25 protein-coding genes are annotated in these 26930 nt (G+C 73.9%); 15 read left to right on the forward strand and 10 right to left on the reverse strand.

Features of this window, described 5'->3' with window-relative positions; translation table 11 throughout:
* The first annotated feature begins 64 nt into the window (after window positions 1-64).
* The 3 genes from AB0A95_RS01600 (at window position 65) to AB0A95_RS01610 (ending at window position 3164) form a co-directional block, all read left to right on the forward strand.
* Window positions 65-610 carry a hypothetical protein gene (locus AB0A95_RS01600; RefSeq protein ID WP_357553630.1) on the forward strand — a complete coding sequence of 182 codons (546 nt, stop codon included), beginning with the start codon at window positions 65-67 and terminating at the stop codon, window positions 608-610.
* A 68-nt stretch (window positions 611-678) separates the two neighbouring features.
* On the forward strand, window positions 679-2085 hold the full coding sequence (locus AB0A95_RS01605) for a class II 3-deoxy-7-phosphoheptulonate synthase (protein WP_357553631.1): 1407 nt from the start codon (window positions 679-681) through the stop codon (window positions 2083-2085).
* A 50-nt stretch (window positions 2086-2135) separates the two neighbouring features.
* Window positions 2136-3164 (forward strand): GntG family PLP-dependent aldolase, encoded by a 1029-nt coding sequence (locus tag AB0A95_RS01610; RefSeq protein WP_357553632.1) that lies wholly within the window; start codon window positions 2136-2138, stop codon window positions 3162-3164.
* A gap of 81 nt (window positions 3165-3245) precedes the next feature.
* Here the strand turns inward: AB0A95_RS01610 and AB0A95_RS01615 are convergent, their stop codons facing one another.
* On the reverse strand, window positions 3246-4118 hold the full coding sequence (locus tag AB0A95_RS01615; protein ID WP_357553633.1) for a deoxyribonuclease IV: 873 nt from the start codon (window positions 4116-4118) through the stop codon (window positions 3246-3248).
* A complete protein-coding gene (pknB, locus tag AB0A95_RS01620; protein ID WP_357553634.1) occupies window positions 4118-6103 on the reverse strand; it encodes a Stk1 family PASTA domain-containing Ser/Thr kinase in 1986 nt (661 codons plus the stop codon). The genes AB0A95_RS01615 and pknB overlap by 1 nt, the downstream gene beginning before the upstream one ends.
* A 177-nt stretch (window positions 6104-6280) precedes the next feature.
* Here pknB and AB0A95_RS01625 point away from each other — a divergent pair, with 177 nt between their 5' ends.
* Window positions 6281-6670: an Rv2175c family DNA-binding protein gene (locus AB0A95_RS01625; protein ID WP_357553635.1), complete on the forward strand. Its 390-nt coding sequence runs from the start codon at window positions 6281-6283 to the stop codon at window positions 6668-6670.
* Between the two features lie 140 nt (window positions 6671-6810).
* On the opposite strand, the gene AB0A95_RS01630 is transcribed toward AB0A95_RS01625, so the two are convergent.
* The gene (locus AB0A95_RS01630; protein WP_357553636.1) at window positions 6811-7893 is read right to left on the reverse strand and encodes a polyprenyl synthetase family protein; all 1083 of its coding nucleotides are present in this window, start codon (window positions 7891-7893) and stop codon (window positions 6811-6813) included.
* A gap of 9 nt (window positions 7894-7902) precedes the next feature.
* Complete coding sequence (locus tag AB0A95_RS01635) at window positions 7903-8292, reverse strand: helix-turn-helix transcriptional regulator (protein WP_357553637.1); 390 nt, start codon at window positions 8290-8292, stop codon at window positions 7903-7905.
* A 249-nt stretch (window positions 8293-8541) separates the two neighbouring features.
* Between AB0A95_RS01635 and metF the strand changes: the two genes are divergently transcribed.
* Together metF and AB0A95_RS01645 are read left to right on the forward strand one after the other, a co-directional pair.
* Window positions 8542-9459, forward strand: a complete 918-nt coding sequence (gene metF, locus AB0A95_RS01640; RefSeq protein ID WP_357553638.1) for a methylenetetrahydrofolate reductase [NAD(P)H] — start codon at window positions 8542-8544, stop codon at window positions 9457-9459.
* Window positions 9460-9503: 44 nt separating this feature from the next.
* Entirely contained in the window at window positions 9504-10193 is a 690-nt protein-coding gene (locus AB0A95_RS01645) for a CDP-alcohol phosphatidyltransferase family protein (protein ID WP_357553639.1), read from the forward strand.
* 39 nt (window positions 10194-10232) lie between these two features.
* On the opposite strand, the gene crtI is transcribed toward AB0A95_RS01645, so the two are convergent.
* From crtI to AB0A95_RS01675, 6 genes are all read right to left on the reverse strand, one after another.
* Window positions 10233-11720 carry a phytoene desaturase family protein gene (crtI, locus tag AB0A95_RS01650; RefSeq protein ID WP_357553640.1) on the reverse strand — a complete coding sequence of 496 codons (1488 nt, stop codon included), beginning with the start codon at window positions 11718-11720 and terminating at the stop codon, window positions 10233-10235.
* Between the two features lie 11 nt (window positions 11721-11731).
* Complete coding sequence (locus AB0A95_RS01655; protein WP_357553641.1) at window positions 11732-12859, reverse strand: glycosyltransferase; 1128 nt, start codon at window positions 12857-12859, stop codon at window positions 11732-11734.
* Window positions 12856-13827 (reverse strand): carotenoid biosynthesis protein, encoded by a 972-nt coding sequence (locus AB0A95_RS01660; protein WP_357553642.1) that lies wholly within the window; start codon window positions 13825-13827, stop codon window positions 12856-12858. Before AB0A95_RS01660 ends, AB0A95_RS01655 begins: the two co-directional genes overlap by 4 nt.
* Window positions 13824-14375: a GNAT family N-acetyltransferase gene (locus AB0A95_RS01665; RefSeq protein ID WP_357553643.1), complete on the reverse strand. Its 552-nt coding sequence runs from the start codon at window positions 14373-14375 to the stop codon at window positions 13824-13826. The genes AB0A95_RS01660 and AB0A95_RS01665 overlap by 4 nt, the downstream gene beginning before the upstream one ends.
* On the reverse strand, window positions 14372-15091 hold the full coding sequence (locus AB0A95_RS01670; protein WP_357553670.1) for a monooxygenase: 720 nt from the start codon (window positions 15089-15091) through the stop codon (window positions 14372-14374). The genes AB0A95_RS01665 and AB0A95_RS01670 overlap by 4 nt, the downstream gene beginning before the upstream one ends.
* Before the next feature lie 77 nt (window positions 15092-15168).
* Window positions 15169-15657, reverse strand: coding sequence for a YbaK/EbsC family protein (locus AB0A95_RS01675; protein ID WP_357553644.1), 489 nt, complete (start codon window positions 15655-15657; stop codon window positions 15169-15171).
* Between the two features lie 451 nt (window positions 15658-16108).
* Between AB0A95_RS01675 and AB0A95_RS01680 the strand changes: the two genes are divergently transcribed.
* The 9 genes from AB0A95_RS01680 to AB0A95_RS01720 all read left to right on the forward strand — a co-directional run bounded on the left by AB0A95_RS01680 (window position 16109) and on the right by AB0A95_RS01720 (window position 26673).
* Window positions 16109-16558, forward strand: coding sequence for an SAV_6107 family HEPN domain-containing protein (locus AB0A95_RS01680; RefSeq protein ID WP_357069494.1), 450 nt, complete (start codon window positions 16109-16111; stop codon window positions 16556-16558).
* A 108-nt stretch (window positions 16559-16666) separates the two neighbouring features.
* Window positions 16667-17392, forward strand: a complete 726-nt coding sequence (locus AB0A95_RS01685; protein ID WP_357553645.1) for a hypothetical protein — start codon at window positions 16667-16669, stop codon at window positions 17390-17392.
* Window positions 17389-19107: a DNA polymerase Y family protein gene (locus tag AB0A95_RS01690; protein WP_357553646.1), complete on the forward strand. Its 1719-nt coding sequence runs from the start codon at window positions 17389-17391 to the stop codon at window positions 19105-19107. The genes AB0A95_RS01685 and AB0A95_RS01690 overlap by 4 nt, the downstream gene beginning before the upstream one ends.
* Window positions 19108-19140: 33 nt before the next feature.
* A complete protein-coding gene (locus tag AB0A95_RS01695; protein WP_357553647.1) occupies window positions 19141-22536 on the forward strand; it encodes an error-prone DNA polymerase in 3396 nt (1131 codons plus the stop codon).
* 93 nt (window positions 22537-22629) lie between these two features.
* Entirely contained in the window at window positions 22630-22806 is a 177-nt protein-coding gene (locus AB0A95_RS01700) for a hypothetical protein (protein ID WP_357553648.1), read from the forward strand.
* Between the two features lie 18 nt (window positions 22807-22824).
* A complete protein-coding gene (locus AB0A95_RS01705) occupies window positions 22825-23574 on the forward strand; it encodes a methyltransferase domain-containing protein (RefSeq protein ID WP_357553649.1) in 750 nt (249 codons plus the stop codon).
* On the forward strand, window positions 23571-24737 hold the full coding sequence (locus tag AB0A95_RS01710; RefSeq protein WP_357553650.1) for a nucleotide pyrophosphatase/phosphodiesterase family protein: 1167 nt from the start codon (window positions 23571-23573) through the stop codon (window positions 24735-24737). Before AB0A95_RS01705 ends, AB0A95_RS01710 begins: the two co-directional genes overlap by 4 nt.
* Window positions 24738-24898: 161 nt before the next feature.
* Window positions 24899-26158, forward strand: a complete 1260-nt coding sequence (locus AB0A95_RS01715; protein ID WP_357553651.1) for a DNA polymerase IV — start codon at window positions 24899-24901, stop codon at window positions 26156-26158.
* Between the two features lie 116 nt (window positions 26159-26274).
* Entirely contained in the window at window positions 26275-26673 is a 399-nt protein-coding gene (locus AB0A95_RS01720) for a DUF3040 domain-containing protein (protein WP_357069513.1), read from the forward strand.
* The last annotated feature ends 257 nt before the right edge of the window (window positions 26674-26930 follow it).

A 26930-nucleotide genomic window follows, 5' to 3' on the forward strand; every position in this document is an offset into this window, starting at 1 on the left:
GCCAGGTCAATGTGGCAGACTCGCGGCTCGGTAGGTCTCGATCTCACCCTCGACGGAGGTGGTCATGCGAGCGACCCACCTGAGGCTGGCGGCCACGACTGCCACACTGCTGCTGCCGGTGACCCTGGTCGGCTGCGGGATCGTCGACGATGCCCGGGACGAGGTCAAGGACGTGCCGCCGCCGGTCACGCCCACCCGAACCCCCGCCGACGAGGCCGCCAGCCGTTCCCGTGAGCGCGTGCAGGCGTACCTCGACGCGATGACCGCCAAGGACGTCGCCGCCGGCCGGAGTCAGCTCTGCGCTCTGCTGTACGAGAGCTTCGACCAGGCTGCCACCGGCCCCAACGGCGACTTCGCCGATCACTTCCAGGTGCCGGAGGCGGCCATCACCGACGTCCGGTCCGGTCCGCTCGGGCAGGAGGTCAGCGTGTCGGTCTCGGTCGTCGCCGGCGGCCGCACTGTCGCCCGGCCGTTGGTGTTCACCGTTATCCGCGACGGAAGCGACTGGTGCATCGCCGGGGAAATGCCGGGCGGGCCACCCGCCACGCCCACGCCCGCGCCGGACGCCCTCTTCGTGCCCGCGCGGCCGGGCCAACCCACGGCGGATTGATCTCCCATCTGCCGGAACCGTCCCCCTCGCCGCCCGGTCGCCCCGACCGTCGCCGTACGCTTTCTGTCATGCGCCATGAGTGGCATCAGCTGAGCCATCCCGCGGTGAGTAACCCGGGCCTGCAGACCAGCCGACCGACAGTCGACTCCGCGGAGGACGCCGCGCTCGGCCTGGACCGCTGGCGGGAGCTGCCCCGGGAGCAGGTCCCACCGTGGTCCGACCCGGCCGCCGTCGCGGCGGTCTGCAAGGTCCTCGACACAGTGCCGTCGGTCGTCGCGCCCTACGAGGTGGACCAGCTCCGGCAGAAACTCGCACTGGTCTGCGAGGGCAAGGCGTTCCTGCTCCAGGGCGGCGACTGCGCGGAGACGTTCGTCGACAACACCGAGAGCCACCTGCTGGCCAACGCCCGCACCCTGCTCCAGATGGCGATCGTGCTCACCTACGGCGCGTCCCTGCCGGTGGTCAAGGTCGCCCGGGTGGCCGGGCAGTACACCAAGCCCCGCTCGCTGCCGACCGACGCGCGCGGTCTGCCCGCGTACCGCGGCGACATGATCAACTCGCTGGAGGCCGACCCGGCCGCCCGGGTCGCCGACCCGCAGCGCATGATCCGGGCGTACGCCAACTCGGCGGCGGCGATGAACATGCTCCGGGCGTACCTCGCCGGTGGGCTCGCCGACCTGCACGCCGTGCACGACTGGAACAAGGGCTTCGTGAAGAACTCCCCGGCGGGGGAGCGCTACGAGGCGATCGCCCGGGAGATCGACCGGGCGTTGGCCTTCATCCGGGCCTGCGGCATGACCGACGACGAGGCGCTGCGGACCGTCACGCTCTACTGCTCGCACGAGGCCCTCGCCCTGGAGTACGACCGGGCGCTCACCCGGGTCTCCGACCGTCGGGCGTACGGGCTCTCCGGGCACTTCCTCTGGATCGGCGAGCGCACCCGTCAGATCAGCGGCGCGCACATCGACTTCATCTCCCGCATCGCCAACCCGATCGGCGTCAAGCTCGGCCCGACCACGTCTCCGGACGAGGCGATCGAGCTGTGCGAGAAGCTCAACCCGGACAACATCCCCGGTCGGCTCACCCTGATCAGCCGGATGGGCAACCACCGGGTGCGCGACGCCCTGCCGCCGATCGTCGCCAAGGTCACCGCCGCCGGTGCCAAGGTGGTCTGGCAGTGCGACCCGATGCACGGCAACACGCACGAGTCGTCGAACGGCTACAAGACCCGCCACTTCGACCGCATCGTCGACGAGGTGCTCGGCTACTTCGAGGTGCACCGAGGTCTGGACACCCATCCCGGTGGCCTGCACGTCGAGTTGACCGGCGAGGACGTCACCGAGTGCCTCGGCGGCGCCCAGGGCATCGAGGACCTCGACCTGCCCGACCGGTACGAGACCGCGTGCGACCCGCGACTCAACACCCAGCAGTCGTTGGAGTTGGCCTTCCTGGTGGCGGAAATGCTCCGTGGCTGACGCGAGGAGTGAGCTTGCGAGCCCCGCAGTCGGCAGCCGGAGGAAGAACAGTGGCTGACTTTGTGGACCTGCGGTCGGACACTGTCACCCGACCCACCGCCGGGATGCGGGAGGCGATGGCCACCGCCGAGGTCGGTGACGACGTCTACGGCGAGGACCCGACCGTCAACGCGCTGGAGGCCGAGGCCGCCGCGCTGTTCGGGCACGAGGCGGCGCTGTTCGCCCCGAGCGGGTCGATGACCAATCAGATCGCCCTGCAACTGCTGGTGTCGCCCGGCGACGAGGTGCTCGCCGACGCCGACGCGCACGTGGTCACGTACGAGATCGGTGCCGCGGCCGCGTACGGCGGTATTTCCTCGCGGACCTGGCCCGCGGTCGGCGCGGACGTCGACCCGGAGCAGGTGGCCCGGATGATCCGGCCGGACGGTTACTTCGCCGTCCCCACCCGTGCGATCGCCGTGGAGCAGACCTACGGCCGTGGCGGCGGGGTGATACCACTCGCCACCCTGCGGGAGCTGCGGGGGGTCGCCGACGACGCGGGCGTCGCGACGCACTGCGACGGCGCGCGGATCTGGCACGCACATGTCGCCGACGGGGTGCCCCTGGTCGAGTACGGCCGGCTCTTCGACACGCTGTCGGTGTGTCTCTCCAAGGGCCTCGGCGCGCCGGTCGGCTCGCTGGTGGTGGGCAGCGCGGAGAAGATCGAGCGGGCGCGGATGATCCGTAAGCGGATGGGCGGCGGCATGCGTCAGGCTGGCATCCTCGCCGCCGCCGGCCGGTACGCGCTCGCGCACCACATCGACCGGCTGGCCGACGACCACGCCCGGGCGGCCCGGCTCGCCGAGGCCGTCGCGCCGTTCGGGGTGCTCGCTTCCCCGGTGCGTACCAATATCGTCGCGTTGGACCTGACGAAGCACGACCTGGACGCGCGTGCCCTGGCCGCCGCCGCGCGGGCCGAGGGTGTGCTCGTCTCGGTGCTCGGCCCCCGCACCGCCCGCCTGGTCACCCACCTGGGCCTGGACGACGCGGACATCGACCGCGCGGTAGCAGCCCTACCCCGCGCCCTCGCCGCAGCCTGACCGCGCCCCGCCCCGCCTTACCCCTGTTGATCATGAGGTTATTGCCACTCGGATCGGCGTGTCGTGGCTATAACTCCATGATCACCGGGGTGGGGTTAGGCGGGTTAGGGTTGTGATGTCGGCGGCGTGGCCGAGGCTTTTCTCGCTTGGGGTTTCCACGACGATCGGGACGCCCGCGGTGGCGGGGTGGGCCATCAGCTCGGCGAAGGCCGGCTCGCCGATGGTGCCCTTGCCGATGTTCTCGTGCCGATCCCGGGTGGAGCCGCACAGATCCTTCGAGTCGTTGGCGTGGACCAGCCGCAGCCGGTCCGCACCGACAGTGGCCACCAGAGTGTCCAGGGTCGCCGTCATGCCGCCCTCGGCCGCCAGGTCATGCCCGGCCGCCCAGGCGTGGCAGGTGTCGAAGCAGACGCCGAGCATGGGGTGTCGGTCCACCGCGTCCAGGTAGGGGCCGAGCTGCTGCACGCGGGAGGCCAGTGACCGGCCGCCGCCGGCGCTCGGCTCGACCAGCAACATCGGCCCGCCGGCGTCGGCGGCCCAGTCGAGCAGCGGCAGCAACTCCCGGCGGACCTGTCGCATCGCCGCCTCGGCGTACGTCTCGTCGACCGAGCTGCCCGCGTGGAACACCACCGCCTGAGCGCCGATCGCCATGCCCCGACGAAGGGCGTGGGCCAGCGTCTGCGCCGACTTCTCGACAGTGGCCGGGGTGGGCGAGCCGAGGTTGACCAACAGTGAGGCGTGGATGAAGGCCGGAATGCCCCGCTCGGCGCAGCCGTCGCGGAACAGGGCGTCCTGGACCGGATCACCGCTGGGCAGCGCCCAACCCCGGGAGTTGGAGACGTAGACCTGCACCACCTGGGCGCCTGTCGCGTCGGCGTACGGCAGGGCGGCCTTGGCCAGCCCTCCCGAGGTCGGAGTGTGCGCGCCCACCGGACGCGAGGTGACAGTCGACATCAGAAGCACGTGAGGGTGACCGGGGTGCCCGGCGGCACCTGCGAATTCTCACCGGGGGCCTGGATCCGGACCGTGGCGTTCGGGTTGATGAGCGCCGTCACCGGGAAGCCCTGGCCCTCCAGGGCCTGCTTGGCCTGCTGGCAGGGCAGGTCGATCACCCGGGGCACGACGATCGCCGGCGGGCCCTTGCTGACGTCCACCTTGACCTGGGTGCCCTTCTCCACGCCGGCGCCGTCGGCCGGGCTCTGCCCGAGGATCTCGTCCTTGGGCTTGTCGGAGTCCTTGTAGGTCTCCACCAGCACCAGGTTGAGCTGGGCCAGGGCGGCCCGAGCGTCGTTGAGGTTCTTACCGACCAGGTTCGGCACCGTCACCGGCGCCCGGCCCCGGCTCAGGATGAGGGTGATCGTCGCACCGGGTTTGACCTCGGTGCCCACCTTGGGGGAGGTTTCCAGTACGACCCCGGCCGGCAGGCTGTCGTCGTAGCGGGGTGCACCCTTCGCCACCACCAGCTTCACGTTGAGCAGGTCCGCCTCGGCGAGCTCGAACTCCTTGCCGATCACGTCCGGCACGGGGAAGCGCTCCGGGCCGAGGGAGAGGGTCAGGGTGATCGTGCCACCCTTGACGATCTTGGTGGCGGACGCCGGGCTCTGCCCCAGCACGCTGTCCTTCGGTGCCTTCTCGTCGAAGCGCGGCTCACCGTACTTCAGGGTGAGGCCGGCGCGGCTGGCCTGCGCCTGCGCCTCGGCCTTGCTCAAACTCACCAGCTGCGGGGCATCCGTGTAACGGCCGACGCCGAACCACCAACCCCCGATCGCGGCCACCAGGCCCAGCGTCACCACCACGGCCGCGACGGCCAACCGGCCGCGCGGGCTCGCCAGCAATGTGGCACGCAGCGCCGCGAGCCGGGACCCGAGACCCTCCGCGGACTCCGGGGCGGCCCGTCGTCGCCCCGGCCCCTGGCTGGCGCCCTCGGGCAGCCGTGCCCAGGCCGGGCGGTCGGTCGGGCGGACCGTCGCGACCACCATGGTCGGCTGAGAGAGTGGCGCATCGTCGCTCACCGCGCGGAGCACGGCGGTGCGGGTGTTGGCGTCACCGAGGCGATCCCGGGCGACCTGGACCTCGGCCAGCAGCGCGCCGGCGTCGGCAGGCCGCGCCGCCGGATCGCGCCGAGTGGCCCGCTGCACCAGGTCGTCGAGGACCGGTGGCAGGCCGGGCACCAGCATCGAGGGCGCCGGTACGTCCCGGTCGACGTGCTGCCAGGCGACGTCCACCGGGCGGTCCCCGTCGTACGGCACGCGGCCGGTGAGCATCTCGAACAGCACGATGCCGGCCGAGTAGACGTCGGTGCGGGGATCGGCCCGGCCCTCGGTGACCAGCTCCGGGGCGACGTACGCCACGGTGGCCATCAGCTGGTTGCCCTGCTCCTCGTCGGCGCTCGCCTCGACCGCCCGGGCCAGGCCGAAGTCGGCCACCTTGACGACGCTGTCGACCAGATTGGCGACACCGCCGGTGGGCGCCTCGGCGACCAGCACGTTTTCCGGCTTGACGTCGCGGTGCACAAGACCGGACCGGTGCGCGGCGGCGATCGCGGCGAGCATCTGCTCGATGATGGCCAGCGCCTCGTCCGGGTTGAGCCGGCGCCGCTCGGCCAGCACGTCACGCAGCGTGCGACCGCGCACGTACTCCATCACCAGGTACGGCAGGCCGGCGTGCGTGCCCTGGTCGTAGACCGCCACCACGTTCGGGTGGGTCAGCCGCGCGATGGTCTTCGCCTCGTCGGTGAACCGGGCCACGAAGTTGGCGGTCCCGACCCGCGCCTCGGGCGCCTGGGTCGGATGAATGATCTTGACAGCGACGGTGCGCTCAAGGCGTTCGTCGGTGGCGGTGTACACGGTCGCCATGCCACCACGGGCCACGCGACCGCGGATGCGGTAGCGCCCGTCGATCAGCGAGCCCAGCAACGTGTCGGCGACCTGAGTGTCCATCGGCAGGCAGTCTATGTGTCCAGGGGGTGAAGGTTGAACAGGATGCTACAGCCGGCCGCCTAACGGGTCTGTCCCGCCGCACTCCTCGTGCCCGTGCCCGCAGGTCAGCGGCGCCACGAGAGCGGCCGCTCGGGGTGCCGGTGGCCCGTCGCGACGGCGGCGTGGCAGGGTGGTCGGGTGACCGAACCCGTACCCGACCAGGCCGTGCCCAGCCTGGAGCTCGCCGGCCCCGCCGACCCGGCCGGCTGGCTGACCCTGCCCGACGTCGCCGAGCGCCTCGACGTGTCGATCAGCAAGGTGCACCAGATGATCCGTGACCGGGAGTTGCTGGCGGTCCGCCGCGACGGCGTCCGCCGGATCCCGGCGGACCTGGTTGCCAACCAGACCGTGCTCAAGCACCTGCCCGGCGTGCTCAACCTGCTCACCGACAACGGCTACGACGACGAGGCCGCCCTGCGCTGGCTGTACGAGCCGGACGAGACCCTCCCCGGCAACACCCCAGCCGCCGCCCTCTCCGGCGACCAGGCCCGCGAAGTAAAACGCCGAGCCCAAGCCCTAGGCTTCTAACCCGACCCCCACCCCCGTCCCCCCACCCCCCTTTTCCCGCGTCGATCATGAAGTTATTGCCACGACACGCCGAGGTGAATGGCGATAACTCCATGATCAACGCACGGAAGTGGGGGAGGGCGGGGGCAGGGTGGGGGTGGTTAGTCGGCTCGGCGGGTTGCGGCTATGGCCAGGTCGACGAGGGTTTGGCGGGCTTCGGTGTCCAGGTCGACGTTGGTCAGCGCGGCCAGCGCGGTGTCGGTGAGCGTGACGATCCGCTGCTCGGTGCGGGCCAACGCCCCGCTCGCGGAGATCAGCTCGCGCAGCCGAGCCACACCCCGCTCGTCCAGCTCCGGGTCGCCGAGCTGGCTGAGCAGCAGCTCGCGGCCCGCGTCGTCGGTGGTCTCCACGGCCGCCGCCACCAGGTAGGTGCGCTTGCCCTCGCGCAGGTCGTCCCCGGCCGGCTTGCCGGTCAGCGCCGGGTCACCGAAGACACCCAGCACGTCGTCGCGGAGCTGGAACGCCTCGCCCAGCGGCAGCCCGTACGCCGAGTAGGCCGTCCGTACGTCGGCCGTCGCGTCGGCCAGCGCGGCACCGAGCAGCATCGGACGCTCGACGGTGTATTTCGCCGACTTGTACCGGGCGACCTTGCTGGCCCGTTCCACCGAGGTGTCGCCGGTGACCTGCGTGAGCACGTCGAGGTATTGCCCGACGGTGACCTCGGTGCGCATCTCGTCGAAGACCGGCCGGGCCCGGGCCAACGACCACAGGTCCAGGCCGGCGGAGTGCAGCAGCTCGTCGGACCAGACCAGGCAGAGGTCGCCGAGCAGGATGGCGGCGGCGTCGCCGAAGCCGTCCGGGTCACCGCCCCAGCCGGCCTCCCGGTGCCGTGCGGCGAACCGCCGGTGCACGGCGGGCTCGCCGCGTCGGGTGTCGGAGCGGTCCATCAGGTCGTCATGGATCAGGGCGCTGGCCTGGACGAACTCCAGCGCGGCCAGGGCGGTGAGCACCTGGTCGCCGTCGACCCCGCCCGCGCCCCGAAACCCCCAGTACGCGAAGGCCGGGCGCAGTCGCTTGCCGCCACCGAGCACGAAAGCCTCGATCGCCTCGGCCACCGGGGCCAGGGCGTCATCCACGGCGGCGAGCCGAACCCGTTGGCCGGTCAGGAACTCGGTGAGGGCCTTGTCGACCCGCTGCCGTAGGCCGGCGCGGTCGACGGGTGAGACGGGGGCAGCGTGGGTCACGCCCCGACGCTAGCGGGTCGCCGCGCTCCGCGCCCTACCGCCACGCGTAGTCCCGTCGGTGCGGCCGGGGCCGCCGCGCCCCGCCGGCCGCACACCGGCCACCGCCGCTCGGCCCGGTCCGGGGGGCCGCGTCGAGCCGGTTCGGCGGGTGGCCGTGGCAGCCTCGGTGAGGGTCACCAGCGGCACGTCCAGGACGACGGCGAGCCAGCCGAGCCAGAACCCGCCGGGAACACGACGCTGTCGTTCCCACCGGGACACCTCGTGCCGGCTCAACGTCGGCACCCCGGCGGCGGCGCACAACTCGGCGGCGGTGCGTTGTTGGCTCCAGCCACGGGCCAGCCGGCACCGGGCCAGCAGCGGGCCGAGCTGCGTCGGGCGCGGCGATCGGGGCGGGGTCATGCGTCCTCCTGGCGGGCGTCGGCGCGGTGACGGCCCACCCGCCCCGACCGGGCGGGACCGGTGTCACCGCGTGGTTGCTGACCCCCGCGCGGGACCCCGGGCGTCGCCCCCGTCGCCCTCCCACGCCCCCCATTGCTACCCCGGGGGTACGACGCCTTCCGCCCGCCGGGACCGCGTCCGGCAGGCGGTATCGGACGCCGAGGTGGAAAGCGTCTGGGCCGTGGTGGCGTCGCCCGCTAGAGTCGGATCGTGGCGCTCGGTCTTCCCTCGGTACTCCCCAACCCGCAGCCGGCGATCGGGGAGCTCATTCGTGAGCGCCAGCCGACCTTCTCGTTCGAGTTCTTCCCGCCCAAGACGGATGCGGGGGAGCGGCTGCTCTGGCAGGCCATCCGCGAGCTGGAGTCGCTGCGCCCGTCGTTCGTGTCGATCACCTACGGCGCGGGCGGCTCGACCCGGGACACCACAGTGGCGGTGACCGAGCGCATCGCCACCGAGACCACCCTGCTGCCGATGGCCCACCTGACCGCGGTCAACCACTCCGTCGCCGAGCTGCGGCACGTGGTCGGCCGGCTCGCCGGGGTAGGGGTGCGCAACGTGTTGGCGGTGCGCGGTGACCCGCCCGGCAACCCGAGCGGCGAGTGGGTCCGGCACCCCGAGGGCGTCGACTACGCCGAGGACCTGGTCCGGCTGGTGCGTGACGCCGGTGACTTCAGCGTCGGCGTGGCCGCCTTCCCGTACAAGCACCCCCGCTCGCCCGACGTGGCAAGCGACACCGCGCAGTTCGTCCGCAAGTGTCGGGCCGGCGCCGAGTTCGCCATCACGCAGATGTTCTTCGAGGCCGACGACTACCTGCGGCTGCGCGACCGGGTGGCCGCCGCCGGCTGCGACACCCCGATCCTGGCCGGGGTGATGCCGGTGACCCAGATCGGCACCATCGAGCGATCCGTGCAGCTGTCCGGTGCGCCGTTCCCGTCAGCGCTGGCGGCCCGCTTCGAACGCGTCGCCGACGACCCGGAGGCCGTCCGCCGGCTCGGTGTCGAGCAGGCCAGCGAGATGTGCCGCCGCCTGCTGGACGAGGGTGTGCCGGGAATCCACTTCATCACCCTCAACCGGTCCACCGCGACCCGCGAGGTCTGGCAGAACCTGAAGGCCGGCGCGCGGGTGTGAATGCGGAGCCTGCGCTACCTGATGCCCGGCACGACGGTTGATCAGTGGTGGGCACACAGCTGAACTGGGACCAGTACGCCACGGCCTGGGCGCGGTTGCACGGCGGGTTCGACCCCCGGGTCGCGGCCCCTGTGGTACGCGCCTGGTTGCGGTTCGCCTACCACGTCGGGTACGTGCTGGGGCGGCTACGGGTCAGCCCCACCGCCGTCACCGTGGCCGGGGTGCTGCTCTGTTTCTGCGTACCGTTGCTTGTCACCCGGCCGGGGGACGGGCCCTTCCTGGGCGCGTTGTTCGTGCTGCTCGCCGCCGTGGCCGACAGCGTGGACGGTGCGGTGGCGGTCGCCACCGGTCGCACCACCCGGCTCGGCTACGTCTACGACTCGGTCGCCGACCGGCTCGGTGAGGTGGCCTGGCTGCTGGCGTTCTGGCTGGTCGGCGCGCCGGGCGCGTTGATCGTCGCGGGCGGCGCGTTGTCCTGGCTGCACGAGTACGTGCGGGCTCGGGCGGTCGCCGCCGGCATGCGCGACATCGGTGCGGTCACCGTGGGGGAACGCCCCACCCGGGTCTCGGTCGCCCTGGCGGGCCTGGTGGTCGCCGGGCTGGCCGGGCTGATCGAGCCGGACCTGGCCGCCGGCACCATCACCATGGCGACCGCGGTGTGGGTGCTGCTTGCCGGCTTCGGCCTCGGGCAACTGCTCTCCACCATCCGCCGCGCCCTGCTCGACGCCGGCTGAGGATCGGGCCTGCTCGACGCCGGCTGAGGCACCCCGGGCCTACCAGGCGGGGCCGATCTCGTCGGCGACGATCTGTGCGGAGAGGGTCACCATCGGCAGCCCGCCGCCCGGGTGGGTGGAGCCGCCGACCAGCCACAACCCGTTCGCCGGGCCCCGGTTGGCGGGGCGCAGCAGCCCACCGGCGGTGCCGTAGATCGAGCCACCCGGCGTGCCGGTCGCCGCACCCAGGTCGGCCGGGGTGCGGATCTCGCGGAACAGCAGCCGGTCGCGTACGTCCACACCGCGCTCCGCCAGCACCTCCAGGATCCGGTCGGCGTACGCGTCGGCCAGCCCCGGCCGTCGCCAGTCGACAGCACCCGCCGCGGTGCCGTGGCGGGGTGCGTTGACAAGTACGAACCACGCCTCGTGCCCGGCCGGGCGGACCATCGGGTCGTCGGCCACTGTGACGAACACCGTCGGGTCGACCGCCGGCCGGGCCCGTACGCCGCGCCCGGGGTTCCCGAAGACCGCGTCGAACTCCGCGTCGTAGTCGCGCGGGAAGAAGACGGTGTGGTGGGCCAGCCCGGTGCTGCCGGAGACACCGAGCAGCAACACGAAGCCGGCGAGGCTGCGGTCGGTCAGCCCGGCCAGCCGACGCGGGTGCGGCAGCAGGTCACGGTAGACGGTGAGCGCGTCGACGTTGGCCACCACGACGTCGGCGGGCACCGGGGCGGTGACGCCGGCGAGGCGTACCCCGTGCACCCGGCCGCCGGTGGCGTCGATCCGGGTGACAGTGGTGTCGGTCTGCACGACCACGCCGAGGTCCAGGCAGCGCGTCAGCAGCGCGTCGGCGAGCGTGCCCAACCCGCCGCGCAGGTACCAGCCGCCGAAGGCCAACTCGGCGTAGGGGACCGCGACCAACGCCGCCGGCGCCCGGCGCGGGTCGGCGCCGGTGTAGGTGGCGTACCGGTCCAGCAGCATCCGCAGCCGCGGGTCGGACAGATGCTGGTGGCCCAGCCCGCGCAGGGTGCGGCCCGGGGCGATGGCGGCCAGGTCGCCGAGCCGCCAGGCCAGCGACGCGAGATCGCGGGGGGAGTCGACGGTGCGGCGCAGGATGTCGCGCTCGGAGGCCCGCCACACCCGTTCGGCGCGGCGCCACAGCCGCTGCCAGTCGGTAGCGGCCCGGTCACCGAGGGCGGCCCCGATCCGGGCGGTGAACTCCACCGGGTCGGCGCACGAGTCCAGGGTCGGGCCGCCGCCGGGAAAGACGTGCCGGACGATCGGGTCCAGGGCGACCAGGTCCAGGTATTCGTCGAGCTTCGCCCCGGTCGCCTCGAACAGGTCGTGGAAGACCTGGGGCAGGGTGAGCAGGCTCGGCCCGGTGTCGAAGTGGAACGACCCGGCCGGGGTGTCGTGCGCGTACCGGCCGAGTTTGCCACCGACCGCGTCGGCGGCCTCGAAGACGGTCACCTGGTGCCCGGTGGCGGCCAACCGGGCGGCGGTGGCGAGGCCACCCACCCCGGCGCCGACGACAACGATCCGCGCCATGCCGCGCCCTCCTAGCTGACCGAGCGGCCCCGCCAGGTCAGGCGGTGTCGCTTTCGCAGATGGTACGACCGCAGTGTCAACCAACCGAGGACCACGACCGACACGGGGTGTGCGAGCGCGTCGGGCCACCACCGGCCCCCGGTCGCCCGCGCGGTGAGCACCCGGCCGGCCACCCCCAGCAGGTAACCGGCCAGGGCCACGGCGGCCAACCCCGGCGCGCCGGCGAGCAGGGCGATGACCGCTACCAGCGGCGGGGCCGTGTAGAGCAGGAGCAGCAGCGCCACCACGACCGCCGCCGCGCCCGGGTGCCCGAACGACGCCCAGAGCGACTTCGAGTACCCGTCGCGCAGTTGCGGCCAGTCGTCGTACATGCGACAGGTGGCCAGCCGGGAACCGTCGGCCAGGGCGATCCGCCCACCGGCCCGCTTGACCGCCCGAGCCAGCTCGACGTCCTCCAGGATCTTGTCGGCGACCTCGACGTGCCCGCCGGCGGCGGTGTAGCCGGCCCGGTCCACCACCAGGAACTGTCCGCCGGCCGCGGCCAGCGCCGGCCGCGGCGAGCGTTCCATCGCGCGCAGCGGCAGGAACGTCAGCCACAACCACTGCAACAGCGGCTGCACCAGCCGGTCGGCCGCCGTCGCCACCACGATCCGGGGGTACGGCGACAGCAGCGTCACGCGGGCGGCGCGTAGCTCGGTGACGGCCGCCGCGACCGCGTGCGGGGCGAGCACCACGTCGGCGTCGACGAAGACCAGCGCTGTGGCGTCCGGGTCGGCTCCGGTGGCCAACTGCCAGCAGGCGTGCGGTTTGCCCAGCCAGCCCGGCGGCGGGGCGACCCCGGTGCGCAGCGTGACCCGGGGGTCGTCGCCGGCCACCGCGCGGACCACCTCGGCGGTGCCGTCGGTGGACCCGTCGTCGAGGACCACGACGCGCAGCCCTGGCACGCCGCGCTGGGCGAGCAGGGCGCGCAGGCAGGGCGTGACCCGGGCGGCCTCGTCGCGAAGCGGCAGCAGCACGGCGACCCGCTCGTCCAGCTCGTCGGGTCGGTCGGTGGGGCGGCGCAGCCAGTGGGCGGCGTTGAGCCAGGTGTGCCCGGTCAACGCGGCGACGCCGACCAGCAGGGCGAGCAGGACGATCATCGGGTCGCGTCGACGCCGGGCCGGTGCGGCTGGTCGGCCTCCCGGCGGGTGGCGCCGCCCCGGCGGGTGGCGCCGCCCCGGCGGGCACGCAGCAGGGTCACCGCCAGCGGGACGGCGGTCACCGACATGCCGGCCGCCCCCCAGAGCGCCGACGCGGGCAGGTCGAGGAAGACCGCGTGGGCCAGGATGCTGGAGAAGTACGTCCACAGGTAGAGCGTGACCATCGGGTCGTCGCGCCGGTCGGTGTGCTCGGCAGCCGACCCGGCCAGCGGACGCAACGCGCTCATCAGCAGCACCGCGAAGAGCAGCCAGCCCAGATAGTTGCTGACCGGGATGCCGGCCAGGCCGGGCAAGGCGGGGGTGGCGTCGCGCCAGACCCAGTAGCCCTCGGCCACCATCTGCGGGTCGAGGAAGAGGTCCCAGGCGGCCAACCCCACAGTGGCCAGCACGATCCGCCGTACCCACAGCCCGGCCGCCGACCCGCCGCGGCCGGGCTGCGATGCGCGGCCGGTCCACGATGCCTTGCCGGCCCGCGATGTGCTGTCGCCGGTGTCGGCGGCCCGCGATGTGCTGTCGCCGGTGTCGGCGGCCCGCGATGCGCCGCCGCCGGTCAGCCGGACCGCCGCCAGCCAGGCCGGCCAGGCCATCCAGGTCCAGGCCAGCGGAATGATCAATGGCACTCCGGCCAGCTTGGGGCCCAACTCGCCGGCGTAGTCGTAGCTGCCGAACGGCACGCCGGTGGCCACCCCGACCGCCTCGATCGCGAACCCGCCGAAGGTGGCCACCGCGACAAGCGCCGCCGCGACCCGCGGGCCCCGGCTGAGCAGCGCGTGGCCGACCGAGAGCAGCCACCCGAGCACGACGGTGGCCACGGTGAGCCCGGCCCGGGTGGCGCCGGTGGTGAGCGGGTAGCAGATCTGGGCGAGCACCAGGACGGCGAGTAGCGTCCAGGAGAACCGCCAGGTCATGACGCCGGTGGATCGAGCGGCAGATCCCGACCGAGGACGCCGAACGGCCGCTCGTCGCCGGGGAAGTGGAAGTTACGCAGCACGTCGACGAAGCCGAACCGCCGGTACAACCGCCAGGCCCGCGAGGTCTGTTCGTCGGCCTCCGGGGTGGACAGCAGCGTGGTGTCGCCCTCGGCCATGCCGAGCAGCGCGCGCAGTTGGCCGGTGCCCAGGCCGTGGCCCTGCGCCGGTGGCCGGACATGAAGCTCGACGACCTCGAAGCAGTGGGTGAGCCAGCGCGCCCGGCTCGGGGCGTCCAGCGCGCGGTGCACCTGGTCGTGCCACCACTGGCCGGAGGCGCCCAGGTAGCCGTAGCCGAAGCCGGCTAGGTGACCTTCGCTGGTCAGGCTGGCGACCGCCCGGAAACCCGGCCGGCGGACGTGGGTGGCGATGTAGCCGCGCCGGGCCTCCAACAGGTCGGTGCGGTATCCCATCGCCTCGCCGTAGACGGCCACCACGTCGTCCAGCCGCCGGACCAGATCGTCCGGCGTCCAGCGCACCAACCTCATGCCCGTCCACCCTTCACCGTTTCGGGGCCGCCGTCGGCGACCCACCCGAGCACCGTCCGGTCGCCGACCACGTCGCGCACCTCGAACCGGGCAAACAGCTCCTCGGCGTACCAGCCCGCGGTGGGGGTTCGCATGATCGCCGCCCGGTGCTCCGGGTGACGGTACGCGAACGCCACCAGGTCTGTCGGGTCGCGCCACACGCTCACCGTGCCCTGCCAACCCAGCGGTGCCTCCCCGACCCCGAACCGGGCCAGCAACCCGGGCGCGTCCCGCAGGGCGGCGGCCACCGGCGGGACCGCCCGCCAGAAGGTGGCCGCCCGGCGGGCCCGCAACCGGGCCCGGGTCAGCGCCAGCACCGGGCCGGTCACCCGGCCGCCCGCGGGCTCGCCGAACGGTCGTTGGCCGGACCACTCGCCCCGACTGGTCAGCGGACGCAGGTCGACCCGGGCCTGGGCGCGGGCGATGCGGGCCCAGGCACGCCCGACCGGCGAGTCGTCGAAGCCGGCCGCCGAGGCGGGGGAGTCCCAGACGGTCAGCGCCGCCCACCGGGTCAGGTCGGCGTCACCCGGCCCGAAGCCGGTGCCGGTCCCGGTGCCCAGCAGCTTGCCGAACCGGACGCCGGGCAGGGCCCGCAGCCGGCGCGGGTCCACCGCCATCCGGGTCAGCGCCCGGGGCAACGCGCCGCGGGAGATCCGCCAGACGTGCAGGGTGACCAGCTCCGGCGCCGCGCGTACGCTGCCGCTCGGCGGCGGCGGCGCGAGCGTCTCGCGGCTGCCCTCGCTGGTCCGCTCGCTCACGCCACCTCGGCCGGGCTGCCGGCGGTGACCCGCAGCAGCTCGGCGTAGGTGGTCGGGAAGACCGCCTGCGGTACGCCGCCCGCGGCCCAGATCTCGGGGTACGTCGCCAGCGCCGTGTCCACCAGGGTGCGCAGCGGGTGCGGGTGCCCGAGCGGGGCGACCCCGCCGATCGGCTGCCCGGTGTGCGCCCGGACGAACTCCGGGGTGGCCCGGCGCAGTCGGGTGACCCCGATCGACGCGGCCAGGCCGGCGGTGTCCACCCGGTGCGCGCCGGAGGTGAGCACGAGCAGCGGCGTGTCGTCCGCGTCGAAGACCAGCGAGTTGGCGATCTGGCCGACCTCGATGTCGAGCGCCTCGGCGGCGGCCGCCGCGGTGGGCACCGCGTCGGGCAGCAGGCGGATCGTGCTGGGCTCACCGGCGCCGTCGAGCGTGCCGGCGGCGGTGAGCGCGTCCTGCACCGCTCGTACGTTCGGGTGTGGCTGCATGTCGTCATTCTTCCCGGTTCGGCAGGTGTCGGTTCACCCGGTTCGCGCGGCTGGCACGGCCGGCGCGTCACACGTTGCATTTTCGTCGGTGGGGAGGTGTACTGTCAGCAGCAGTTAGAACGAGTGTTCGATTGCCTCGAACGCCCGTTCCAACCAGCCGGAGCGCGGCGTTTCGCGGCGCCAGCTCCGGGCGGTGTGGCTCCGCGGGCCGCACCTGGGTTTCCGGGCAGTCGCGAGCCTGGTCCCGACAGGCAGGAGCGTCGCCCGCTGCCCACGACCCCCGGGCAGCGGGCGACGCACCCGCCGGTACGCCGGCCGGGTGTGGTGTGGGGAAGCGTCCACACCCGGCCGGCCACACCCGGTGCGTCTTCCTCCGCACCACCCGACCTCGGCGTCTCGTCGGCGGCACCAACGCGCCGAGGCGACGCCCGGCCACGTGGAGGAGACACCCATGCCGACCAATCCGGCTCAGGCACCGACCGTGCCGGCGCACGTGCTGCCGCACCGCACCCCCGCCCAACTCCTCACGTTGGCCCGGCGCGGGCTGGTCGAGGCCGGCCAGACCCGACCCGACGGCCTGCGCTACGCGGCTGCCCACCTGGCGGCGCTGCGTGCGGCGGCTGCCCTGCTCGCCGCCCGGGCCCGGCCCGCGCCGAGTCGGCGCAACCGGATCACCAGCGTCTGGGTCCTCCTCTGCGCCGTCGCTCCGGAGCTCGACGAGTGGTCCCGGTTCTTCGCCGCCGGGGCCAGCAAACGCGCCGCCGCCGAGGCGGGCATCCCCCGGGTGGTCAGCGCCCGGGAGGCCGACGATCTGCTCCGCGCCGCCGAACAGTTCGTCACGGTGGTGGAGACCGCGCTCGGTGTGTCCCACCAACCGGCCCTGGACGGCCTCGCCGCATGATCCCGCCGTGCCACCGACCGCCCCGCGGGGGGAGCCGGGCGGCCGGTGGCACGGCGGGTCGGTCCGGAATGTGATCCACAGCAGCAGCAACGACGGGGGGTTGGTCCAATGGCGGGCCGCATGGTGGTCGGTTCCGCCGCACTTGCCGATCTGGTGCGCCCCGCGAGCGCACCCGACCAGGTCGGCGGCCACCGGGTGCTGCCGGTGGCACCCGAGCTGACCGGTCTGCTGCCCAACCGGGGCCTACGCCGGGGGAGCACCATCGCGGTTGCCGCCGGCCAGCCCCAGCGCAGCGGCGGCACCTCGCTGATGCTGGCCCTGCTCGCCGAGGCGTCCCGGGCCGGCTCGTGGTGCGCCGTGGTCGGTGTGCCGACGTTCGGTGCGGGGGCGGCCGCCGAGTTGGGCATCGCCCTGGACCGGTTGGCCCTGGTTCCGAATCCCGGCCCCGAGTGGGCCACCGTGGTCGCCGCGCTGATCGACGGGGTGGACGTCGTGGTCACCACAGTGCCGGCCACGGTCTCCGCCTCGGTCGCCACCCGGTTGGCCGCCCGGGCCCGGCAGCGCGGCAGCGTGCTCGTCCCGTACGGCCGGTGGGACGGCGCGGACGTGACACTTCAGGTGGTCCGTGGAGTGTGGGAAGGGCTCGGGCAGGGCCGGGGGCGGCTGCGCCGCCGGGAGGTCACCGTCTCGGCGCGCGGGCGCGGGGCGGCCGCCCGACCCAAGGAGATCAAGGTCTGGCTCCCGGGGGACGAGCTGACCCGGGTCATTCCCCGCACGGTGTCGTCGACAGTGGGCCGACCTGCCACGCCGCTTGCCCTGGTCGGTCGGGGGTGACCGGTTCTCCGGCACGCACCCTGCTGCTGTGGTGCCCGGACTGGCCGGTGCTCGCCGCCGAGATCGTCGACCGGGTGCCGGCGACCGGCCCGGTCGCCGTGCTGCACGCCAACCGGGTGGTCGCCTGCTCCGAGCGGGCCCGCGCCGAGGGGGTACGCCGAGGTCTGCGCAAGCGGGAGGCGCAGGGTCGCTGCCCGCAACTCACCGTCGTGGAGTACGACCCGGGCCGTGACGCCCGGGCGTTCGAGCCGGTGGTCGCCGCGGTGGAGGAACTGGTCGCCGGCGTGGAGGTGGTCCGTCCGGGCGCCTGCGCGGTGGCCGCCCGGGGGCCGGGCCGTTACCTCGGCGGCGAGGAGGCGGCCGCCGAGCGGATCATCGAGCACGTCGCCCAGTCGTGCCTGGTGGAGAGCCAGGTCGGCATCGCCGACGGGGTGTTCGCGGCCGGGTTGGCCGCCCGCGCCGGTCGGGTGGTGGCACCGGGCGGGACACCGGAGTTCCTGGCCGGGTTGCCGGTCGAGGCGCTCGGTCGGTCGGCGTTGGCCGACCTGCTGCGCCGCCTGGGGGTGCGTAGTCTCGGCGACTTCGCCGCGTTGCCCGCCGGCGACGTGTTGGCCCGGTTCGGGTTCGACGGTGCGCTGGCCCACCGGCTCGCGGCCGGGCGCGACCACCGCCCGCTCGCCGTCCGCCAACCACCGGCGGACCTGACGGTGACCGCCGACTACGACGAGCCGATCGACCGGGTCGACGCGGCGGCGTTCGCGGGTCGCGCGCTGGCCGAGCAGTTGCACGAGGGGCTGGCCGGGCACGGGCTGGCCTGCACCCGGCTCGGCATCGAGGCGGTCACCGAGCACGGTCAGGAGCTACACCGGGTGTGGCGCCACGATGGCCTGCTCACCGCCGCTGCCATCGCCGACCGGGTGCGCTGGCAGCTCGACGGTTGGCTCTCCGGCAGCAGCGGGCGTACCGGCGCCCGACCGGCCCGGCCGACGGCCGGCATCATCCGGTTGCGGCTGGTCCCGGACGGGGTGATCGCCCAGGCCGGTCTGCAAGCCGGTCTGTGGGGGGAGACCGGCGAGGAACGGGAACGGGCACACCGGGCGTTGAGCCGCGTGCAGGGCATCCTCGGCCCGGAGGCGGTGGTCACCGCGGTGCTCGGCGGTGGGCGTTCCCCGGCCGACCAGGTCCGACTGGTGCCGTGGGGCGACGAACGTCTGCCCGCCCGCCCCGGCCCGGCACCGCTGGCCGGTGAGTCGGTCGGGCGTTCTGGTTCGGTGTCGTTGTCGGGGGAGTCGGTCGCGTCGGTGCCGCTGGCCGGTGAGTCGAGCGCCAGCGGCGGTGCCCGGGCCGTGGGTGCCGGTCGGCCTGCTGCCCGCGACACGGGTGGGGTTCCGCCGTGGCCCGGACGACTCCCGGCGCCGGCGCCGGCTGTGGTGCTGCCCAGCCCACTCGCCGCGACAGTGCACGACGCCGCCGGCGAGCCGGTGGTGATCAGCGCACGGTTGGCGGTGAGCGCTCCGCCGGCCCGGCTGGTGGTCGGCACCGGCCGGCCAGCGGAGATCGTCGGCTGGGTCGGCCCGTGGCCGGTGGACGAGCGGTGGTGGGCCCCGGCCGAGGCCCGCCGTCGGGCCCGGTTCCAGGTCGGCCTCGCCGACGGCACCGCTCTGCTGCTCGCCGTCGAGGCCGGGCAGTGGCTGGTGGAGGCGATCTATGACTGAGCACACGCTCTGGCCGGGCGAGGTGGCGGCCAGGTGAGCTTCCACAACCCCAAGATGCCCTGGTCGGAGCTGGAGCGGGTGCTCTCCGGGCGGGCCGACGGCAGCTCGGGGCGGGCCGACGGCAGCTCCGGCGGGCGGTCGCGCGAGGAGCGGCACCTGCACGTGGTGGACCCGCTCGCCGTGGACGCCGACGGGGGAGACTCCCCGGCCTGGAGCCGCCACCGCGAGCGGTACCAACCACCGGAGCTGACCCGCCCCGACGGTGTGGTGCCCTACGCGGAGCTGCACGCGCACACCAACTTCAGCTTCCTCGACGGCGCCAGCCACCCGGAGGAGTTGGCCGAGGAGGCGGCCCGGCTGGGGCTCACCGCGCTCGCCGTCACCGACCACGACGGCTTCTACGGGGTGGTCCGGTTCGCCGAGGCGGCCCGCACGCTGGGCCTGCCGACCATCTTCGGCGCGGAGCTGTCCCTCGGGCTGCCCGGCCCGCAGAACGGCGAACCCGACCCGCACGGCGCGCACCTGTTGGTGCTCGCGCACGGCCACGAGGGGTACGCCCGGCTGGCCACCACCATCGCCCGCGCCCAACTGCGCGGCGGGGAGAAGGGCCGCCCGGTCTACGGGGACCTGGAGGAGGTCGCCGCCGAGCTGAAGGACCACGTGCTGGTGCTGACCGGCTGCCGCAAGGGGCACGTGCCGGGGGCGCTGCTCACCGAGGGGGTGGACGCGGCGGCCCGCGAGTTGGACCGGCTGACCGCGCTCTTCGGTGCCGAGACGGTCGCGGTGGAGCTGACCGACCACGGCCATCCGATCGACGCCGACCGCAACGACGCGCTCGCCGAGCTGGCCGCCGCGGCCGGGCTGCCGACGGTGGCCAGCAACAACGTGCACTACGCCAGCCCCGGCCGGCGTCGGCTGGCCACCACCGTCGCCGCCGTGCGGGCCCGCCGCAGCCTGGACGAGATCGACGGTTGGCTGCCCGCGGCGGCCACCGCCCACCTGCGCAGCGGCGCGGAGATGGCCGCCCGGTTCGCCGCGTACCCGGGTGCGGTGGCGCGGGCCGCCGAGTTCGGCGCCGAGTTGGCCTTCGACCTCCAACTGGTCGCGCCGCAGTTGCCGGCGTACCCGGTGCCGCCGGGGCACACCGAGATGAGCTGGCTGCGCAAGCTGACCGCCGACGGGGCACACGAGCGTTACGGGCCGCCGCAGGCGCACCCGGCGGCGTACGCGCAGCTCGACCACGAACTCAACATGATCGAGGAGCTGGGTTTTCCCGGCTACTTCCTGGTGGTCTACGACATCGTCGCGTTCTGCCGCGAGCAGGACATCTACTGCCAGGGTCGGGGGTCGGCGGCCAACTCGGCGGTCTGCTACGCGTTGCGGATCACCAATGTGGACGCGGTCCGGCACCGGCTGCTCTTCGAGCGGTTCCTCGCCCCGGAACGGGACGGCCCGCCGGACATCGACGTGGACATCGAGTCCGACCGCCGGGAGGAGGTGATCCAGCACGTCTACTCCCGCTACGGCCGGGAACACGCCGCCCAGGTCGCCAACGTCATCTCCTACCGGCCCCGGTCGGCGGTGCGGGACGTGGCCAAGGCGTTCGGCTTCTCACCCGGGCAGCAGGACGCCTGGAGCAAGCAGATCGACAGGTGGGGCTCGGTCGCCACTGTCGACGTCGAGGGCATCCCCGAGCAGGTGGTGGAGTACGCCAACGAGTTGCAGACGTTCCCCCGGCACCTGGGCATCCACTCCGGCGGCATGGTGATCTGCGACCGGCCGGTGATCGAGGTCTGCCCGGTGGAGTGGGGGCGGATGCCCGGGCGCAGCGTGCTCCAGTGGGACAAGGACGACTGCGCCGCGGTCGGCCTGGTCAAGTTCGACCTGCTCGGGCTGGGCATGCTCTCCGCCCTGCACTACGGCTACGACATGATCGGCGAGAGCCTCGACCTGGGTGACATGACGCTTGACGACCCGGAGGTCTACGACATGCTCTGCCGGGCCGACTCGGTGGGGGTGTTCCAGGTGGAGAGCCGCGCCCAGATGGCCACCCTGCCCCGGCTCAAGCCCCGCGAGTTCTACGACCTGGTGGTGGAGGTGGCGCTGATCCGGCCCGGCCCGATCCAGGGCGGTTCGGTGCACCCGTTCATCCGGCGTAAGAACGGCCAGGAGCCGGTGACGTTCGCGCACCCGCTGATGCGCAACGCCCTGGAGAAGACCCTGGGGGTGCCGCTGTTCCAGGAGCAGTTGATGCAGCTCGCCATCGACCTGGCCGGCTTCGACGCGGCCGAGGCCGACCAGCTGCGCCGGGCGATGGGCGCCAAACGGTCGGTCGAGCGGATGACCCGCATCGCCGACCGGCTCTACGCCGGGATGGCCGAGCGGGGCATCACCGGCGAGCTGGCCGACGACGTCTACCGCAAGCTCACCGCGTTCGCCAGCTACGGCTTCCCGGAGAGTCACGCGATGAGCTTCGCCTACCTGGTGTACGTCAGTTCCTGGCTCAAGCGCTACCACCCGGCGCCGTTCCTGGCCGCGCTGCTCAACGCCCAGCCGATGGGCTTCTACTCCCCGCAGACACTTGTCGACGACGCGCGTCGGCACGGGGTGGAGGTTCGCCGCCCGGACATCAACGCCAGCGGGGCCGTGGCGGTGTTGGAGTCCACCCCGGACACCCGGTGGGGCAGCGGGCCGGGGGAGCCGCCGCACGCGTGGGGGCTGGGCGGCCCGGCCGTCCGGCTGGGGCTGTCCGGTGTGCGTACCCTCGGCGCCGACGTGGCCGAGCGGATCGCGGCCGAGCGGGCGGCCGGCGGGGCGTACCACGACATGTCTGATCTGGCCCGGCGGGTCGGTCTCAGCGCGGCGCAGCTGGAGGCGCTGGCCACCGCGGACGCCTTCGCCTGTTTCGGGCTGACCCGGCGCGAGGCGCTCTGGGCCGCCGGCGCGGCGGCCCAGGACCGGCCGGGCCGGCTGCCCGGCACGGTGACCGGCGCGGCGGCGCCCACGTTGCCCGGGATGGAGGCGGTGGACCGGCTGGTCGCCGACGTGTGGGCCACCGGGTTGTCGCCGGAGAGCCATCCGGCCCGGTTCATCAGGGGTCAGCTCGACGTGCTCGGCGCGGTGCCGATCGCCCGGCTCGGCCGGGTGGAGCCCGGCCAGCGGATCCGGGTCGGTGGCATCGTCACCCACCGGCAACGCCCGGCGACGGCGGGCGGGGTCACCTTCCTCAACCTGGAGGACGAGACGGGGATGCTCAACGTCACCTGCTCGCCGGGGCTGTGGCAGCGCTACCGGCGGGTGGCCCGCACCAGCGCCGCGCTCGTGGTCCGGGGGCGGTTGCAGCGGCACGAGGGGGTGACCAACCTGGTCGCCGACCGGCTGGACGCCATCGAACCGCCGGTCAGCCCCGCCTCCCGCGACTTCCGTTAGGAGAGTGATCCACATTACGGTTTCTCGCGCCGTCGAGCGGGAGACTCGTCCTGAGCGGGCAGAGCGGCCCGTGATCCGTGAGGGGGAACGACAGTGACGGGAAATCACGCGTACACCGGTGGAATCGCCAACGCCCGGCGGACCCGGCTCGGCACCGGCTGGGTGCCGGGGCACCTCGCCGACCCTCGCGAGTACGAGGTGACAAACGGCCCGGTGGCCAACGAACGCCGGTCCCGCGCCGAGGACGAGGCCGAGGGCACCGACTCCTGACCCACTAGGCTCGACCGGGTGGAGCAGACCCGAGGCCGGTTCGCCGAGCCGCCGCTGACACCCCGTACCGCAGTGATCTGGTCGGTGCTCCGCGCCGAACTGGACCGGCGCGGCGACGCCGAGCTGACAGTGCTGGACGTGGGCGGCGGCACCGGCGGTTTCGCCGTCCCGCTGGCCCGCGCCGGGCACCGGGTCACGGTTGTCGACGCCAGCCCCGACGCCCTCGCGGCGCTCACCCGCCGCGCCGCCGAGGCCGGGGTGGCCGACCGGATCGCCGCGGTGCAGGGCGACGGCGACGCCCTCGCCGGGCTGGTCGAGCCGGCCGGCGTCGACCTGGTGCTCTGCCACGCCGTGCTGGAGGTGGTCGACGACCCGACACCGGTGGTGGCCGCGCTGGCCACCGCGCTGCGTCCCGGCGGGGCGGCCAGTGTCCTGGTGGCCGGCCGGGCCGCCGCAGTGCTCGGCCGGGCCATGAACGGGCACCTGGACGTCGCGACCGCCCTGGCCGCCGATCCGGCCGGCACCGCCGGGCCGCGCGACACACTGCGCCGACGCTACGACGCCCCGGGCGCCGCCGCGCTGCTCGGCGCCGCCGGGCTGGTGGTCGAGGAGATCCACGGGGTACGCGTGCTGGCCGACCTGCTGCCGGCCGCTGTCGCCGACGGGCAGCAGGCCGCGGTGGTGGAGTTGGAACGCGTACTGGCCGCGCAACCGCCGTACCGGGACCTGGCCGCCCAACTGCACCTGTTCGCCCGCCGGCCGGCATGAGCGAATCACCGACCCCGGCGCCGCTGGCGATCCTCGGGCCGGAGCACGGCGGCGGCCGTCTCGCCGAGGTGCTGCCCAGCGCGCTCGCCGTGCTGGGCGTGCCCGGCTCGGCCGACCCGCTCGGGCTGGCGCCCGCGTTGGCCGGGGTGCGCCGGATCGCCGTGCTGCTCGTCGACGGGCTCGGCTGGTACCAGTTGCCCACCGCCGCCCCGTACGCGCCGACGCTCGCCGGGCTCGCCGCGACGGTGGGCCGTCCGCTCATCGCCGGTTTCCCGTCCACCACCCCGACCAGCCTGGTGTCGCTGGGCACGGGCGTACCGGCCGGCGCGCACGGGGTGCTCGGCTTCACAGTGCGGGTGCCCGGCACCGACCGGGTGCTCACCCACACCGACTGGGCCGGGGATCCGTCGCCGCTGAGCTGGCAGCCGGTGACCACCCAACTGGAGCGCGCCCGCGCCGCCGGGGTGACGACGACAGTGGTGAGTCGGCCGGAGTTCGGCGGCAGCGGGTTGACAGTGGCCGCCAACCGGGGCGGCGACTTCCGGGGCGCCGCCGGTGGGGCCGCGGTGGCCGCCGCGATGCTGGCCGCGCTGGCCGCCGGGTCGGGGCCGACCCTGGTCTCCGGCTACCACGCCGACCTGGACCGGCACGGCCATCTCAGCGGCGTCGACTCGGTGCCCTGGCGCGACGCCGCCACCGAGGTGGACGCACTCGTCGCCCGACTTGTCGACGGGCTGCCGCCGGACGCGGCCCTGCTGGTGACCGCCGACCACGGCCAGCTCGACATTCCCGCCACGCACCGCTTCGACCTGGACACCGATCCCCGACTGCGCGACGGGATCCGGGTGGTCGCCGGCGAGGCCCGGGTGCGCTACCTGCACGTCGCGCCGGGCGCACTCGACGACGTGGTGGCCGCCTGGTCCACGGTGCTCGGCGACGCCGCGCGGGTACGCACCCGCGACGAGGTGGTGGCCACCGGCTGGTTCGGGCCGGTACCCGAGGAACACCTCGCCCGCATCGGCGACGTGGTGGTGACCTGCAACGACACCTACGCGGTCATGGCCAGCCGCACCGAGCGGCCGATGGCGTCGAAGCTGGTGGCGTACCACGGCTCGGACACCGCCGCCGAGCTGACAGTGCCACTGCTGGTCGTACGCGGCTGACCGCTGGCCTCCGCTGCTGTCCTGCGGCCCGGTGGCTGCTGGTTGCCCGGTGGTTGCCGTGGTCCGGTGGTTGCCGCGGTCCGCTGGCTCGCCGGCCGTTGCGGATGTCCTCCGGCTCGCTGGCCGCCGGGGATGTCGTACCTCCGGGTTAACCTGCCGGGATGGGCCGCAGTCAGTCGTTGCCCCGGGGCGGCGATCCGCGCTTCGGGCCGGATGCCGACGACGCCGGCAGCCCGATCCTGCACGTCGACATGGACGCCTTCTTCGCTGCCGTCGAGGTGCGCCGCCGGCCCGAGTTGCGCGGCCGGCCGGTGATCGTCGGCGGTGTGGGGCCGCGCGGGGTGGTCAGCTCGGCCAGCTACGAGGCCCGCCGTTACGGCGTACGCAGCGCGATGCCGACCAGCCAGGCCAGGGCGCGCTGCCCCCACGCGGTCTACCTGCCACCGGAGTTCAGCGCCTACACGGCCGCCTCCCGCGCGGTGATGCAGATCTTCCGGGACGTCACCCCGCTGGTCGAGCCGCTCTCCCTGGACGAGGCGTTCCTCGACGTGAGCGGCGCCCGTCGACTCTTCGGCTCCCCGGCCACCATCGCCCGGCTGATCCGCCGACGGGTCGCTGACGAGCAGGCGCTGACCTGTTCGGTCGGGGTGGCGCCGAGCAAGTTCGTGGCCAAGCTCGGCTCCACCCGGGCCAAGCCCGACGGTCTGCTGGTGGTGCCCTCGGGGCAGGTGCTCGACTTCCTGCACCCGCTGCCGGTGGACGCGCTCTGGGGCGTGGGGGAGCGCGCCGCCGAGGCGCTGCGCAGGCTCGGCCTGACCACCGTGGGCGACCTCGCCGAAGCCCCGCTGGGCATGCTCCGCAAGGCGGTCGGCGCGGCGTCGGCGACCCACCTGCACGAGCTGGCCTGGGGCCGGGATCCGCGCCGGGTCAGCCCCGAGCACGTCGACAAGTCGATCGGCGCCGAGGTGACGTTCGACGTCGACGTGGCCGACCCGTCGGAGATCCGCCGCGCGTTGCTCGCGCTCAGCGCCAAGGTCGGCATCCGGTTGCGAGGCTCCGGGCAGGTCGGGCGCACCGTCGCGCTCAAGGTGCGGCTGGCCGACTTCCGGACCGTCAGCCGCTCCCGCACCCTCGACGTTCCCACCGACACCGCCCGCGAGATGTTCGACACGGTCTGGGCGCTCTACACCGCACTGGACCCGGGCGAGCGGATCCGGCTCGTCGGTGTCCGGGTGGAGGGGCTCAGCGCGGCGCACGGCGCGCCCCGGCAACTCACCCTCGGCGCGCCCGAGCGTGGTTGGCGGGAGGCGGAAGCTGCCGCCGACGCCGCCGCTGCCCGATTCGGGCGGTCCGTCATAGGTCCGGCCAGTCTGATGGGCGACCGTGACGCCCAACGAAAGGAAAATCCACCCCACCCGTAGGTCGTCCCGCTTTCCGACGCGCGACCCCCCTCGTAGACTTGCGGGTAAGCAGCCGGATGGCTGCCACGGTCTGTCGGCCCGAGTGGGCCCGACCAACGTGACCGGGGAGGAGTGCCGTGCCGCTCTCGGAGCACGAGCAGCGGCTGTTCGAGCAGATCGAGCGGTCGCTTGCCGAGGACCCCAAATTCGCCTCGGCCGTGCGCGCCAGCGATCCGCGCTTTCACGCGCGGCGTCGCCTGCTCGTCGCCGCCGGCGTCGTCATCGCTGGCTTGGCTCTACTGGTCTATGGCGCGGTGATCAAGACTCCACCGCTGGCGGTGGCGGGCTTTGTCGTCATGCTGGCGTCGGCCGCGTACGCGGTGCAGTCGCACCGGCGGGCGCAGTCACCCGACCTGCACGTGGTGGGCGGCACGACGAGTCGTCGCCGTCCGCGTGGTGGCCGATCCGGTCGCCGGTCGTCGATCCTGGACCGCATGGAGGACAGGTGGCGGCAGCGCCCGGAGGGGCACCGCTGAGCCAGTCCCGCCGCTGAGGCGGGCCGTACGCCGCGACGAGCGGGTCGCCGGGCACAGCGCCGGCGACCTCCGTCGTATCCGCGCGCCCTCATCCGTTGATCGGTGTCACCGCATGATCGTGCTCGATCTTGCGTCAACCAGCACTGCCTCGCCGATCATGGAGTTGTGGTGGGTAACAAAACGCCCGTAAAACCCCCAAAGTCGGCACCACAACTCCATGATCGCCAAGCCGGGCCGTAACGCAACGGGGTTTTGCG

Origin of the sequence: Micromonospora sp. NPDC049230, from assembly GCF_040647875.1 — a bacterium.
GTDB lineage: Bacteria > Actinomycetota > Actinomycetes > Mycobacteriales > Micromonosporaceae > Micromonospora.